9 protein-coding genes are annotated in these 13,981 nt (G+C 68.1%); 4 read left to right on the top strand and 5 right to left on the bottom strand.

Annotation, left to right across the window (positions count from 1 at the left end; all coding sequences use genetic code 11):
- From EB084_08735 to EB084_08725, 3 genes are all read right to left on the bottom strand, one after another.
- On the bottom strand, positions 1-744 hold a 744-nt coding region (locus EB084_08735), incomplete at its 3' end, for a serine/threonine protein kinase (GenBank protein NDD28333.1).
- Between the two features lie 135 nt (positions 745-879).
- Positions 880-3,765: a hypothetical protein gene (locus tag EB084_08730; protein ID NDD28332.1), complete on the bottom strand. Its 2,886-nt coding sequence runs from the start codon at positions 3,763-3,765 to the stop codon at positions 880-882.
- A 61-nt stretch (positions 3,766-3,826) separates the two neighbouring features.
- Positions 3,827-5,917 carry an FHA domain-containing protein gene (locus EB084_08725; GenBank protein NDD28331.1) on the bottom strand — a complete coding sequence of 697 codons (2,091 nt, stop codon included), beginning with the start codon at positions 5,915-5,917 and terminating at the stop codon, positions 3,827-3,829.
- Between EB084_08725 and cphA the strand changes: the two genes are divergently transcribed.
- Complete coding sequence (cphA, locus tag EB084_08720) at positions 5,804-8,527, top strand: cyanophycin synthetase (GenBank protein NDD28330.1); 2,724 nt, start codon at positions 5,804-5,806, stop codon at positions 8,525-8,527. The two genes, EB084_08725 and cphA, sit on opposite strands and share 114 nt — an antisense overlap.
- 15 nt (positions 8,528-8,542) lie before the next feature.
- Positions 8,543-9,406 carry a serine/threonine protein kinase gene (locus EB084_08715; GenBank protein ID NDD28329.1) on the top strand — a complete coding sequence of 288 codons (864 nt, stop codon included), beginning with the start codon at positions 8,543-8,545 and terminating at the stop codon, positions 9,404-9,406.
- A 27-nt stretch (positions 9,407-9,433) separates the two neighbouring features.
- Here EB084_08715 and EB084_08710 read toward each other — a convergent pair whose 3' ends face one another.
- Together EB084_08710 and EB084_08705 are read right to left on the bottom strand one after the other, a co-directional pair.
- Positions 9,434-10,477 carry a M20/M25/M40 family metallo-hydrolase gene (locus EB084_08710; protein ID NDD28328.1) on the bottom strand — a complete coding sequence of 348 codons (1,044 nt, stop codon included), beginning with the start codon at positions 10,475-10,477 and terminating at the stop codon, positions 9,434-9,436.
- Positions 10,478-10,600: 123 nt separating this feature from the next.
- The gene (locus EB084_08705) at positions 10,601-11,875 is read right to left on the bottom strand and encodes a lytic transglycosylase domain-containing protein (protein ID NDD28327.1); all 1,275 of its coding nucleotides are present in this window, start codon (positions 11,873-11,875) and stop codon (positions 10,601-10,603) included.
- On the opposite strand from EB084_08705, the gene EB084_08700 reads away from it, so the two are divergent.
- Together EB084_08700 and EB084_08695 are read left to right on the top strand one after the other, a co-directional pair.
- Positions 11,622-12,590 (top strand): DUF2167 domain-containing protein, encoded by a 969-nt coding sequence (locus tag EB084_08700; protein NDD28326.1) that lies wholly within the window; start codon positions 11,622-11,624, stop codon positions 12,588-12,590. The two genes, EB084_08705 and EB084_08700, sit on opposite strands and share 254 nt — an antisense overlap.
- A 145-nt stretch (positions 12,591-12,735) precedes the next feature.
- Positions 12,736-13,981, top strand: a 1,246-nt coding sequence (locus tag EB084_08695) for a hypothetical protein (GenBank protein ID NDD28325.1), incomplete at its 3' end; no start/stop codon positions are given.

The following is a 13,981-nucleotide window of genomic DNA, read 5'->3' as shown; positions in this document are numbered from 1 at the left end:
CCGCAGCGCCGTCATCACCACTTCCTCGAGCACGGGCGATGCGTCGACCCCGTGTGACGAGAGCGGGGCGGGCGGCTCCTGCACGTGCTTCAGGCCGATGGTGACCGGATTGTCACCGTCGAACGGCGGCTTTCCGCACAGCATCTCGTAGAGGACGACACCAAGCGCGTAGAGATCGGTCTGGGGCCCGATCTCCTGCCCCTGGGCCTGCTCTGGAGACATGTAGCGCGGCGTGCCGACCATGCCATGGGTACGGGTGAGCGAATCGCTCCGCTCCGCCTTCGCCAGGCCGAAATCGGTGATCTTGATCTCTCCGCGGTCTGTCACCAGAAGGTTGTGGGGCTTCAGATCGCGGTGGATGAGCCCCCGCGCGTGGGCGCACTCGAGCGCGTCGAGCACGTCGATGGCCATGCGCACCGCGCGGCGCGGCTCGATTCTGCCACGCTCACGCAGCACGACCGCCAGGTCGCGCGCGGCATGGTGCTCGAGCACGATGAAGGGGGTGCCCTCGTGCGCATCGACGTCGAACACCGTGAGCACGTTCGGGTGCGCGAGGCCCGCGGCGCTGCGGGCCTCACGTGCGAAGCGCTCGCGCAGCTCGGCGTCGTCGCGCCGATCATCACGCAGCACCTTGAGCACGACGAGCCGCTCGAGGCGTCGGTCACGGGCGAGATAGACCCAGGCCATGCCACCTTCTCCAATGCACTGGCCGACCTCATAGCGACCGCACATGACCTGCCCCACCAGGGCCTCGCTCCTACCCGACACGTTGCTCGACCTCTTCGACATGCTTGCGTGATGCGCCGATCACCAGGGGGCAAGCGGCGTGCGGGAGGCTTCGACACCACCCCGCGTAATCATTCCCGAGCGTCGCGGAGCTCACGGTTGCTGCGGCGACGGCCGCACGGGTGACTCGCCCCCTGGCGCCTCGAGCGCAAGCGCGGCCTCCAGAACAGCGCGGGCCACGGGAGCGGCGGCCTCACCTCCCCACCCTCCGTTCTCGACGATGGCCACCACCACCACCCGTGGCGCATCGACCGGCGCGAACGCGGCCATCCATGCGTGCGGCTCGCCCCTCGGGTTCTCCGCCGTGCCGGTCTTGCCCGCCACGGCCACGCCCGGGAGACGAACCCCGACCGCCGTGCCGTGCGTGACAGCCCCTTCCATCATGCGGGCCACCGCCTCCGCAGACGCGCTGCTGAAGGGAGAGCGCCACACCGTGTCAGCGGTCTCGGTACGCGTGCCATCGGCAGACTCCCACACCTGCACGAGACGAGGCGCGTGCACATCACCGCGCATGGCGATGCCCGCGGTCGAGAGCGCCACCTGCAGCGGCGTGACGAGCAGCGCCCCCTGACCAAAGCCCAGCGCAGCCAGCATCGGCGGATTCACGTGCGCACGCGCGGGCATGCTGCCTCCCGGGCAGGCCAGATCGCCCGCCGGAGGACGACCGAGCCCGATGCGCTCGAGACCTTCGAGAAATGCGTCCGGACCCAGCCGCAGGGCGATCTGGGCGAAGGTGACGTTGCACGACTCCGCGATGGCGCGCGTGACGTCGATGCTGCCGTGAACCTCGTCGTGCGCGTCGTGGAGACGCACCCCATCGACATCGAGATGACCCGTGCACGAGAAGCGCTCAAAGGCGGTGACGCTGCCGTGATCGAGGGCCATCGCAAGCAGCAGCGGCTTGATCACCGACCCCGGGGGATAGGCCCCGTCGACCGCGCGATTGAGCAGGGGCGCACGGCCGTCGTGCGCGATGCGCGCCCAATCGCGGTCGACCTTGCTGGCGTCGAACGAAGGCGACGTTGCGAGGGCGAGGATGGCGCCATTGCGGGGATCGAGCGCCACCACGCTCCCGCTTCGGCCGCGCAGTGCGGCAAAGGCGACGCGCTGGACCCTCGCATCGATGGTGAGACGCGCTGTCTCCCCGTGCAGCGAGCGCCCCACCACGGCCTTCAGCGCCTCAACGGGGGAAGAGGGCATCGCCGAACCGCTGAGACGGCCATTCAACGCGCGCTCGAGGCCGGCCAGCCCGTAACGCGACGAGTGATAGCCGATCAGCGGACCGAACGCCTCTTCCGCGCACGTGACGCGAACAGATTCCTCGGCCTCCTCTCGCCATGGAGCGAGGGCGCGGGTCCCGGACGGGGCCTGGGTCGAAGCGAGCACCTCTCCCCGCCTGTCGAGGATGCGTCCCCGCACGCGGAGGTCCTCGCGCGTTCGCGGGTTCGAAGACGCGCGGGCCAGCGCGTCGCCCGAGGCGAGCTGCCATGCGCACAGGAAGAGCGCGGGGGTGAGCAGCAGGCCCACCGCGAAGATGGCCAGCAGCCGAACCCCTTCCCGCGCCTCGCGATCGCAGGTCTCCCCCGCGCTTGTCACGGCGCCCGAGCGATGGCTGATCTGTAGAAGCAGCCCGAGCATGACGAAGTTCATCAGCAAAGAGCTGCCGCCATAGCTCATGAACGGGAGGGTGATGCCCGTCATCGGAATCATGCGAATGGTGCCCGCCACGATCACAAACGCCTGGCAGGCCAGCACGAAGCCGAGGCCGCAGGCCAGCAGCGCGCCGAAATCATCGCGCGACTCCCGCGCCGCGCGCATGGCCCGGGCCACCAGCAGCGCAAGCACGGCGAGAATCGATACCGCGGCGAAGGTACCCATCTCCTCGACGATGCTCACGAAGATGAAGTCTGTGGCTGCCTCCGGAACCCGCCACGGCTGGCCCCGCCCGACCCCGTCTCCGAACCAGCCGCCGCTGGCCAGGGCGTACATGGCCTGAACCATCTGATATCCCTCGTCATGGGCCCGGCGCCAGGGGTCGAGCCAGTTGTCGACCCGCACCCGAACGTGCCCGAAGAGGCGCCAGCATGCCCATGAGAGCGCAAAGAAGCCGAGCAGCGCGGTGAGCGATGGCCCTGACCGCCGTGTGGCGGCGAAGTACATCCCGAGGAACACCCCGAAGAAGAGCAGGCCCTGACCGAGATCGCGCTGCACCACGAACACGGCCTCGGCCACCACGGCCACGACGATGAGCGGCGCCAGGAAGCGCAGGCTGAGACGGGCCTCGGAGCCGGAGAAGCGCAGCGAGAGCGCCTCTCGATTCTGGTGAAGATAGGCCGCCAGGAAGATGATGAGCAGCACCTTCACCAGCTCGACGGGCTGCGCCTGGAATCCCCCCCCAAATCGCAGCCAGAGCCGCGCGCCATTGACCTCGGTGCCGAACAGCATCACCGCGAGCTGCGCCAGCATGGCCCCGCCCAGCGCCAGGTACTTGAAGTCTTCGAGACGGCGGTGATCGAGCGCCGTGACCGAGACCGCCAGCATGGCGCACACCGACAGCAGGATCCACCATCCCTGGTGCACCGCAAGCGCGGGTGAGAGGCGGGCGATCTCAATCCAGGACACCGCCGTCAAGAGCGTGGCGGCGGGCAGCAGCAGCTGATCGCCGCGATGGCGGCGCAGCGAGAGGGCGACGTGAACCCCCCAGAACGCCAGCGTGACCTCGACCAGGGGGGTGAGCAGCGCGGCGCGGGACTGCGGAGGCGACGCCACAAGCGCCACCAGGCCGAGCACGACGATCACCCCCGTGACCCCCCCCATGGCCCGCGCCTCGGTGAGGCGCCATCGATCCGTCCCTGGCGGAGAGGTTCCCCTGCGCCGCTGCGACGATTCTACGCGATCCGGCCACCACAGGGCCGCGGCTGCGAGCGCCATGAGAAGCGAGAGAGCGAAGCGGGAGAGCCAGAGCCAGCCCTCGGTCATCGACCTGTGGCCCGCGCGCGCCGCGTCGGGCAATACGAGAGCCCTGTCAGTGCGACCGCGCTCAAAACACTTCCTGGCTCACGTCGACGAAGCGGACGAGCGTGGACGGCGCCAGCTGGATCTCGTCGCCATGCTCGAGGCGGCGCTCGTTCAGCAGAACGACGCCATTGATCACGATCGGGTTCGACCCTTCCTGGCGAACATACCACCCATCGGTTCTCGGAAAGATCAGGGCATGACGGCGCGAGACGGCGGGTTCGTCGAAGGTGAGCGCGCATTCCGGCAGCCGCCCGAGAAGCGCAGGCGCATCGGTGAGCGGATGCACCGCCACCGATCTCGACCCCTCGGGATCGAGCACGTGCAGCGAGAACCGTCGCTCGGGTGCGGCGCGATGGGGGGGCTGTGGCGAGGGGGAAGTGCTCGTGGCTTCGAGCACGAACCGTGATTCACCGATATCGACAACGTCTCCGGGCGAGAGCCCCTGCGGGCTGCTCACCTGGGCCCCGTTCAGGCGCGTGGTGGTCGCGCCAGACTGGTTGTGGAACACATACCGCCCCCTGTCATACTCGAGGCAGGCCTCTGCGTTCCCCTGTCTCGCGTCGCCCAGATCGATGTCGTTGGCGCGCTCGCCCACCGAGCCGATCAAGATGCGTCTCCCCTGGAGCATGGTCTTGGGGAGCAGCGGGATCGTGCGCCCCGCCGCGGGCCCCTGGGTGACCCGCAGGGCGAAGCGCGCGCCCAGCACCCATCCCTCGGTGTTGCGCCGGCCCGTGGCGTCGCCCGCCCGCACAGCGGGCCCCGGGAGGATGAAGCGTGGATTGCCATGCGCCACCATGACGCCGGTCGCCGGATCGCCCTCCACGGCAACGCGCGTCAAGCGCAGGGCCTCCGCCACGCAGACCCCGCGTCCGAGCTGCTCGTAGAAGGCCTGCACGACCCGGGAGGCATCGGTAGGCCGAGGCCCGAGCGGCGATGCCACAACCACCTCTGCGCCAAGATCGAGGAACAGTCGCCCCCACCCGCTGGAGGCACCGATGAGGCCGCGGGTCGAGAGGCCTCCCGCGGCCGTCATGGGGAGGCACACCAGCCCGACCTGCAGCGGCCGGCCGCTCTCGCAGAGGCGCAGGGCCGTGAGCGGACCGTCAGCGAGGCGGATGATGCTGTAGTGGGGATTGGTGGCATTGAACTCATGCTCGATCGCCAGGTGCACGGCGGCATAGTCGCCAGACTCGAGACGAGAGGCCACGGCCTCCACGGTGGCCCGCACCCCCTCGAGAACCTCGACCTGCAGCGCGACCCGATGCTCGAGCATGTGCGCCACGGCCAGCGCCTCACGGGCCCAGGAAGCCGCCTTCCCCTGGGGGTCGGTCACCACGAGGGCGCGACACGCGGGCGCAGGCGGCGTGGAGAGGCGACGCATGCCCATGAGCGGAGAGGTCATGCGCTGCGCGGTCGTCAGCTCTCGACGGGCCGTGGCGAAGCGCAGGTGCAGGGGCATTCCACGCACCATCGCCAGCTCCCACGGGGCGCGGCACTCGTCGGTCTCGATGATGAGGGTCGTGCCATCGTCGAAGGGCGATGAGAGCGCAGCAGCCACGGGCAGCGGCAGGAACACGTTCCCCAGCATGGAGCCGATGGCGGCCAGACAGGCCACCACCTCGAGACGATCCCCCCGATCACTGGCTTCGATGATGCTGCGGGCAGCCTCGAGATGCTCATCGAGCTGCGATCGATCTGCCCCGGACACCTCCTGCTGGGCCATGGCCAGCACCCTCCCCTGCTCGGCGTCACGAAGCAGGAACTCGTACCGGATCTGCGCCGTGTCGCACCGTATGGTGAGCAGAAGATGCATGCCGATCCCTTCGCGACGCGCCGACCGTGCGCTCCGCAGACAAAGGTTTCGCGCCTGCACACGCCCCCCCTCCAATCGGGCCGTCGCTGTGGGGGAGGCTGGTGAAGGAACCCCCCGCGCCGTTCGCCAACAAAGGCCCGACGTCAGGGCCCGGCTGAACGGAGGACCCTGCGAGGAGGAGCTGCCATGTCGGTGGAGTCGCAAGCGCGTGCCGCGCGAAACTTCGAGCGGAGCCTCGACATCCGCCAGATACGGGTGTACTCGGGCCCCAATCTCTGGGCGTACAAGCCTCTCGTGCATCTCATCCTCGACCTGGGAGAGCTCGAGCAGCACCCGTCCGATGTGCTCGAGGGGTTCACCGAGGCCCTGCTCGCGCTGATTCCATCGCTCGAGCGACACAAGTGCTCCCTGGGTCAGCCCGGCGGCTTCATCCAGCGCCTGCGCCAGGGCACCTGGATGGGGCACATCGTCGAGCACGTGGCCATCGAGCTGCAGGCGCTTGCGGGCAACGACGTCAAGTTCGGGAAGACCCGCGCCACCGATGAGCCCGGTGTCTACAACGTGGTCTATGAGTACCTCGAGGAGAAGGTGGGCATCGAGGCGGGCCGCATCGCCGTCGACCTGTGCCTCGCCCTCGCGGAGGGGCGCGCCTTCGACCTCGAGCCGAGGCTCACCGCGCTCACCCACATGGTGAACGATCTCGCGCTGGGACCGAGCACCCTGTCGATCATCAAGGAAGCGCGCAAGCGCGGCATCCCCGTCATCCGGCTGAACGACGCCAACCTCGTCCAGCTCGGGTACGGCCGCTACCAGCAGCGGATCCAGGCCACCACCACGTCCCTGACGCGCATGATCGCCGTCGACATCGCGTGCGACAAGCACCTCACGAAGAAGCTGCTGGCCGACATCGGCATCAGCGTGCCCGAGGGCGTGCTGGTCACCTCGCTCGAAGAGGCCGTCGAGGAGGCCGAGTCGATGGGATACCCCGTGGTCGTGAAGCCCCTCGACTTCAGCCATGGGCGCGGCATCAGCCTCGATATCAAGGACCGCGACCACCTCGCCAAGGCCGTCGCGGAGGCCCAGGGCTATACCCGCCAGATCATCGTGGAGCGCTACATCACGGGCCGCGACTACCGTGTTCTCGTGGTGAACGATGAGGTGGTTGCGGTGGCCGAGCGCGTCCCCGCCCACGTCGTGGGCGACGGCCAGCACACGGTGAGGCAGCTCGTTGAGCGCCTCAACACAGATCCCCGGCGGGGCATCGGCCATGAGAAGGTGCTCACGCGGGTGACGATCGACGACGAGAGCCTTCGTCTGCTCACCGAGCAGGGGCTCACCCTCGACGACATCCCCAGCAGCGGGGTCGAGGTCAAGCTCAAGGCAACCGCCAACATCAGCACGGGCGGCACCGCGGTCGACAAGACTGACGTCATCCACTTCTCGAACGTGGAGATGGCCCGCCGGGCCGCGCGGGTCATCGGCCTCGACATCGCGGGCATCGACGTCATCTGCAGCGACATCACCCGTCCGGTCGAGGAGACCCGTGGCGGCATCGTCGAGGTGAACGCGGCGCCGGGCTTCCGCATGCATGTGGCGCCCAGCGAGGGCAAGCCGAGAGATGTGGCGGGCCCGGTCGTCGACATGCTGTTCCCCCCGAACCGCCCTTTCCGGGTCCCGATCATCAGCATCACCGGAACGAACGGCAAGACCACCACCTCGCGCATGTGCGCCCACGTCTTGAAGATGAGCGGACACAAGGTGGGCCTCACCACCACCGATGGCATCTACATCGACGGCAGCCTCATCCGGCGAGGCGATATGACCGGTCCCTGGAGCGCCCGGATGGTGCTCAAGGACCCCACCGTCGACTACGCGGTGCTCGAGACGGCGAGAGGCGGCATCCTGCGGTCCGGCCTGGGCTACGAGCGGTGCGACGTGGGCGCCGTGCTCAACATCAGCGACGACCACCTCGGCATGGGCGGCGTGAACTCGCTGGAAGACCTTGCCCATGTGAAGGCGCTGGTGGTCGATGTGGTGCTGCCGGGCGGCTGGTGCGTGCTGAACGCCGAAGATCCGAGATGCGCCTCGATGGCCAGCCGATGTGACGGCAAGGTGGCGTACTTCTCCCTCGACCCGAGGGCCGATGTGTTCCGCAAGCACATCGACTCAGAAGGCATCGGCGTGACCCTGGAGGGGCAGACCATCGTCATCCACGACGGGCGCAAGCGCATCCCGGTGGTCGACGTGGCCGACATCCCGGCGACCTACAGCGGCATCTCCGAGGCCAACGTCAAGAATGCCCTCGCCGCAGCGCTCATCTGCCACGTCTCGGGCGTGCGCATCGAGAACATCAGACAGGGGCTCAAGACGTTCGACGCCTCGTACCATCTCACGCCGGGACGCCTCAACCTGGCCGATGTGCGCGACTTCCGGGTGCTGCTCGACTACGCCCACAACGTGGCCGCCTACGAAGAGGTGGTGAAGTTCGTCGACGCCTTCAAGAAGCGCCGCTCCATCGGCGTCATCGGCGCGCCGGGCGACCGACAGGACGAGAACCTGCGGCGCATGGGTGAACTGGCCGGAGCGGCGTTCGACGTGGTCATCGTGAAAGAGGACGACGACACCCGCGGGAGACCGCGGGGAGAGGCCGCACGGCTGCTGCGCGAGGGCGTGAGCGCCGGACGCCGACAGGCGGGACGCGCTGAAGATGACGGCGTCGAGACGGTCATGTCTGAAGCGGAGGCCGTCGAGCGGGCACTGGTCACAGCAGGGGCCGAAGACCTGGTGGTCGTGCTTGCCGACAAGCTGCAGCGCACCTGGGAACAGGTCACACGCTTCCGCGCGGAGGCTGGCGAGACGGCGGGCGCCGTGGGCGCGGCAGGCGCGCACGCCTCGGCCTGGCGTCCCTGATCGGCCGCCGCCTTCATGGACGAGCTGCCGGGCCGCACCTTGAGCGGTCGCTACCGCATCGAGCGCAGGCTGGGTGAGGGCGGCACCGGAATCGTCTGGCTGGCGCGTGACATGCGCGAGCGCGGCCACGTCTGGGCGCTCAAGGAGATCGACTTCAGCGGAGTCGCCTCTTCGGTGGAGCGGGCCGAGGTGATGGCCATGTTCGAGCGCGAGGCCGACATCTTGATGACCCTGTCGCATCCGGCGCTGCCCCGCATCGTCGACCGCTTCTCAGAGGGGGGACACGAGTTCCTCGTCATGGAGCGGGTGGAGGGCCCGACCCTCGACGGCGCTCTGGTCTCCCGTCGGGGCCCGCTGACCGAGCCCGAGGTCATCCGATGGTCGATGCAGATCTGCGACGTTCTCGCCTACCTGCATCAGCAGACGCCCCCGGTGGTCTACCGCGACCTCAAGCCCGCGAACGTGATGCTCACCCTCGAGGGGCGCATCAAGCTCATCGACTTCGGCATCGCGCGCCCGCTCAACCCTGCTCGTCAACGCGATACCGCCGCCTACGGCACGCCTGGATACGCGCCGCCGGAGCAGTATGGCGGCGCAGCCTCGCCCGCCAGCGATGTCTATGCGCTGGGGGTGACCATGCACCAGCTGCTGACACGGCGAAACCCCCAGGAAGACGGATTCGCAATGCAGTCGACCCGAAGGTTCAACCCTTCGGTGAGCGTCGGCTGCGAGGCCCTCATCGAGGCATGCACGCAATCAGCCGCCCCGCCCCGCCCCTCCGTGGACGCCGTGCGCAAGACCCTCGAGGGGCTTCTCGCCGCGTGCGCAAAGCGCGAGAGCGGGCTGCTGGAGCGCGTGAAGCGCCTCCTCTGGGGATGAGCCGGCGAGAACCCCTCGCGCCGACAGCTACGACGCGATCTGCCACTCCGGGGCGGGCGTGGCCGCGAGCGAAGACTTCGCTTCGCGAGGCACGATGGCACCGCTCTCATCGACCCGATAGCCCGTGGCCTTGTCGACGATGGTGAGCATCAGCTCGGTGGCCTTGGCCATGTCGTCGATGGAGATGTGCTCGTCGGTGGTGTGCACGTCTTGCTCACCGGCGCCGATGATCAGTGCGGGAATGCCCATCTGGCGAAGGCTTGCAGAGTCGCTCGACGCGTACGGCAGATCCCACTTGTCGGGCGTCATGCCCGCGGTGCGGATGCTGTCGAAGGTGAAGTCTTCGAGGAACTGCTCCTGAGGGGTGCGTGGATGCGGCTGCTGGTTCGGGTCCGGACCGTTGGGCCCCCACTCCGATCCCCAGAGAACCTCGTTGGGATGGAAGAAGTCGGCCTCGAAGCCGAGCATGCCGTGCACGTCCTTGGGGTCGAGGGCCTTGGAGCCGATGAGACCCGCCTCCTCGGCGACCGTGAAGATGACCTGGATCGGGGGATGGGGCAGGTTCTTCTCCTTGATGAGGCGGAGAACCTCGAGGATCTCGGCATTGCCGGAGCGATCGTCGCCCCCGAGGGCAGTGCTGCCGTCGCTCGTGATCTGGTCACCCGTCACCTGCGGCTGAACCCCCACGGCGAGATCGACCGTGTCCATGTGACAGAGGAAGATGAGGGGGGGCGCATCCGGAACCGTGCCCGGGATGTCGACCAGCAGATTCCCGGTGTTCCCACCGATCTTCTCTGCCGCGCCGTCTTCACGCGCCTCGTATCCCATGTCGGCGAGCTTCTGCTTGATGGTGTCGGCGACCTGACGCTCGTCGAACGAAGGGCCCGGGATCTGGGTGAGCTCGAGGAACAGGTCTTTCACGCGCGCCTTGTCGACGAGATCGGCCTGCGGGCCTCTGGCGCCCAGAGAAACCGTGTCGCGCGGCGCAGCGGTCGGCGCCGCGCCCGGGGCGCGAAGGAAGGGCCCCTGCTCCCACGACATCACGTTCGGCGGCTGCGGATTGATCTTCACGGGCGCGCTCCTCTGTGTGCGATGCGCCCGGCGCAAGCGCTCCGAGCATGCTCCGATTGTAGCAGTGCTCTGCGGCGCAGTGGTTGCGCAGATGTTAACGATGGGCCAGCGACGAGGCGCGCGTCAGGGAGAAGCCGGAGAGACCACGCCGGCCCGCGCCGCGGCCGAGGTCATGTTCTCGTGCACGAAACCGATGAAATAGACGTAGTTCGTGGTCTGGGGGTACGCAGGGATGCCCCGGCTGCCACGAACGCTTCCAGGACCCGCGTTGTAGCTGGCCAGGGCAAGCGCGCGAGGGTCGCGACGCGCATCGTCGCGCCACATGCGCAACAGGTTGGCGATGTAGCGGGCGGCGGCCTTGACGTTCTCCTGCGGGTTCCACGGATCGACCCCGAACCCGCGCGCGGTGAAGGGCATGAGCTGTCCCAGCCCGATGGCCCCGCTCGGCGACACGATGTCGACGCGAAAGGCCGACTCGATCTGGATGAGTGACGCCAGGAAGAGGGGATCAACCCCGTTCTCGCGGGCATGTCGCACGATGGCGGCGGCCACCGCTTCTCGGGTCGCCGGGGGGTATTGCGGGTTGTGGAAGGAGATCCACCACGCCAGGAACGATTCGACCGAGGGCTGCTGCGCCGGATTTCGCTTGAGGTAGTTGGCATAGTCGAGCTCTGCGGGCGGCTGCAGAAGAATGATGGACTTTCCGTCGATGCCCGAGAACGTCCCGTCGACTGCCTGCAGCGCACCTTTGACCGCCACGCGATAGCCTGTTCGGTCACGTTCGAGGTTCACGGCCTTGTACCGATACACGACAGGCACGAGAGCACCGCCCACATCGAGATCGAACGAGGTGCGATGGCCCTCCCGCACGATGTTGCGGAGGCGCCCCTGCCACAGCACGAGCTGGCCGTTCCAGGCTGGATCGACGGTCTTTCCCATGACCCTGGCCGGTGTGAGGTCCGGATTCACGTAGGGCTTGCCGGAATGGGCCGTGTGATACCAGGGGCGCTCGGCCCATGCGCAGACCACAGGCAACATCAGGAGAAGGGCGAGAAGGCTTACGAGACGAAAGGCGCGACGCACGGGGGAGCGGTTCGCGAAGACGCCAGCCCCCCCCTGCTCGAACAGGCGCGCCGAACCCCTGATGCGGCGGCCTCTCGGGCAGAGCCCATCGACCTGGGGGGACGCACGCATGACCACTCGCACGCCACAGACGCGCACGACCGTGATCCGCACCATCGCCAGCGCAATGCTCGTGGTGCTCCTCGTCCACGCCGCGAGCGCAGCGCCAGCCCCCCTGAAGCCGCAGATGGGGCCCGTGACCGTCACCCTGGGAGACAACCTGGCCACGCTGAAGGTTCCCAAGGGATTCGGCTTCTTCGGCAAGGACGACACCATCAAGCTGGTCTCTCAGGGGGGCGTGAAAGCCTCCGGAAACGAGATCGGCGCACTGGTGAAGGCAGACGACAACGACTTCGCCATGCTCCTGCGCTACGAGGCCATCGGGCATGTCCGCGACGATGACGCGTCGAAGCTCGACGCCAACGCCATGCTCAACGATTTCAAGGAGGGCACCGCCGAGGCGAACGAGGAGCGCAAGAAGAACGGCGTTCCTCCCCTCGAGGTGATCCGCTGGACCAAGCCACCCGCCTACGACGCCACGCGACACTTCATCACCTACGGGCTCGAGGCCAGGAGCGCGGGCGAGCCCGTGCTGAACTGCGACACGCAGATGCTCGGACGCAGCGGCATTCTCACCGTGAAGCTCATCACCTCACCGGAGAAGCTCGAGAAGGCGCAGCCCCAGGCCGACACTGTCATCAAGGCCCTCGAGTTCAAGGAAGGGCAGCGCTACACCGACTTCCAGCCGGGCAAGGACAAGGACTCGGGCGTCGGGCTGCGCGATATCGTGCTCGGAGGGGCGGGCATCGCACTGGCCAGCAAGCTGGGGCTCTTCGCCAAGTTCGGCAAGCTCCTGATCTGGCTGCTGGTGGCCTTCAAGAAGGTGGGCATCCTCATCATCGCCGCCTTCGTGGGCCTCTTCAAGAAGCTGTTCGGAGGCCGCGCCGACACGCCCCCCCCCGACGGATCGAATGATGCCAGCGGGGGATGAGCCCTCGACTGCCGCGCCCATTCTCTGCGGAATTTTAACAATTCAACCGCCAGTTCATCATCTGTTAACAAATCCCCCGTATGCAATCCCGCGCGACACCGGCACAATCGTGCCATAGAGAGCAGATCGAGCGGAGGGTGTCACCATGGTGAACGTCGTGGGCAACGTGCGCGAGCTTCAAGGCGCCGGTAGAGCCAATGCACTCGGACTCGGCCCAGAGGCCCTGCAAGGTGCGCGAGGTCCGGCGGGGCCCCAGCCCGCAACGCGGGAAGGCGGATTCGGCGCAGATGGTGCCGAGGTCTCGCCCGAAGCCCAGCAGGAGGGTGCGGCGGCCAACAACAAGCCCGAGATGCGCCAGCAGATGCAGCAGGCCATGAACGACGCGCGGCTCACCGCGGAGGTGCAGGCGGTTCACCAGGCCCAGGCAGCGGCGCAGGCAGCGGCCCAGAAGGCGCAGCAGGGCCAGCAGCAAGGCGGTGACGCGCAGCAGGATCCCAACGCAGGGCAAGACCAGGTTGCAGCCGCCATGCAGCAGCTCGGTCAGGACTACCAGAACATCAAGCAGAACGGCGGCGCCATCTCGCCACAGGTCGAGAAGCTGGTGCAGCAGACCCTCGGGGTCGGCGGGCAGCAGAACGGCGACCAGCAAGATCAGCAAAAGGCACAAGGCGCAGGTCAGGGCCAGGAGAACGGCGGCCCGCAGGGCGGTCAGGACGCCGGTGGCAACGGCCAGCCCGGCGGTGGAGAGCAGCCCCAGGCCGCGGGCGGTCCGGGCGGCGGCGAGCAGCCCCAGGCGGTCGGTGCACCCGGCGGTGGCGCACCGGGTGGCGGGCCTGGCGCGGGTGGCCCGCGCGGCACGGGAGGCGCAGGGGAAGCCGCCGGCGCTCCGGACACCGCGACCGTGAGCCCCCCGCCGGAGCTGCAGGGCAACGATCAGCGCATGGCTGATTTCATCAACAAGTACCTGCAAGACCAGCGTTCGCCGGCCGCCAACCAGCACGCAGGCGAGATGATGGTGAAGTACGGCAAGCAGTACAAGGTCGACCCCATGGCGCTGCTGGCCGTCGCCGGTCACGAGACCCAGTTCGGCAAGACCGGCATCGGGGTGCGCGGCATGCTGGGAGTCGGCGCCTACGACGCAAATCCGAGAAACGCTGTGAACAACCCCGGGTTCTCCGGGGTCGAGAACCAGATCCGCCGCGGCGCGCAGACCTTTGCAAAGCTGCGCGCGCGAGGCGGTTCAGGGCCGAACGACGCAATGGGACGCCAGCTGGCCGCAGTCAACCGAGGCGGCTGGGCCACCGACCGCAACTGGCACAACGGAGTGTCGGCCATGTACAACAAGGTCTCCCGCGCCGCCAACCAGTACAACCAGACACATCCGGTGGCGC

This window comes from Pseudomonadota bacterium (genome assembly GCA_010028905.1).
Classification (GTDB): Bacteria; Vulcanimicrobiota; Xenobia; order RGZZ01; family RGZZ01; genus RGZZ01.
Note: the sequence above shows the minus strand (reverse complement) of the source record. Positions and strands in the feature narration are given on the sequence as shown.

Coding starts and splice junctions, on each gene's coding strand:
- EB084_08730 (NDD28332.1), bottom strand. CDS start 3,765: ATGACCGAGGGCTGGCTCTGGCTCTCCCGCTTCGCTCTCTCGCTTCTC.
- cphA (NDD28330.1), top strand. CDS start 5,804: ATGTCGGTGGAGTCGCAAGCGCGTGCCGCGCGAAACTTCGAGCGGAGC.
- EB084_08725 (NDD28331.1), bottom strand. CDS start 5,917: ATGCACGAGAGGCTTGTACGCCCAGAGATTGGGGCCCGAGTACACCCG.
- EB084_08715 (NDD28329.1), top strand. CDS start 8,543: ATGGACGAGCTGCCGGGCCGCACCTTGAGCGGTCGCTACCGCATCGAG.
- EB084_08700 (NDD28326.1), top strand. CDS start 11,622: ATGCGGCGGCCTCTCGGGCAGAGCCCATCGACCTGGGGGGACGCACGC.
- EB084_08705 (NDD28327.1), bottom strand. CDS start 11,875: ATGGTGTCGTCCTTGCCGAAGAAGCCGAATCCCTTGGGAACCTTCAGC.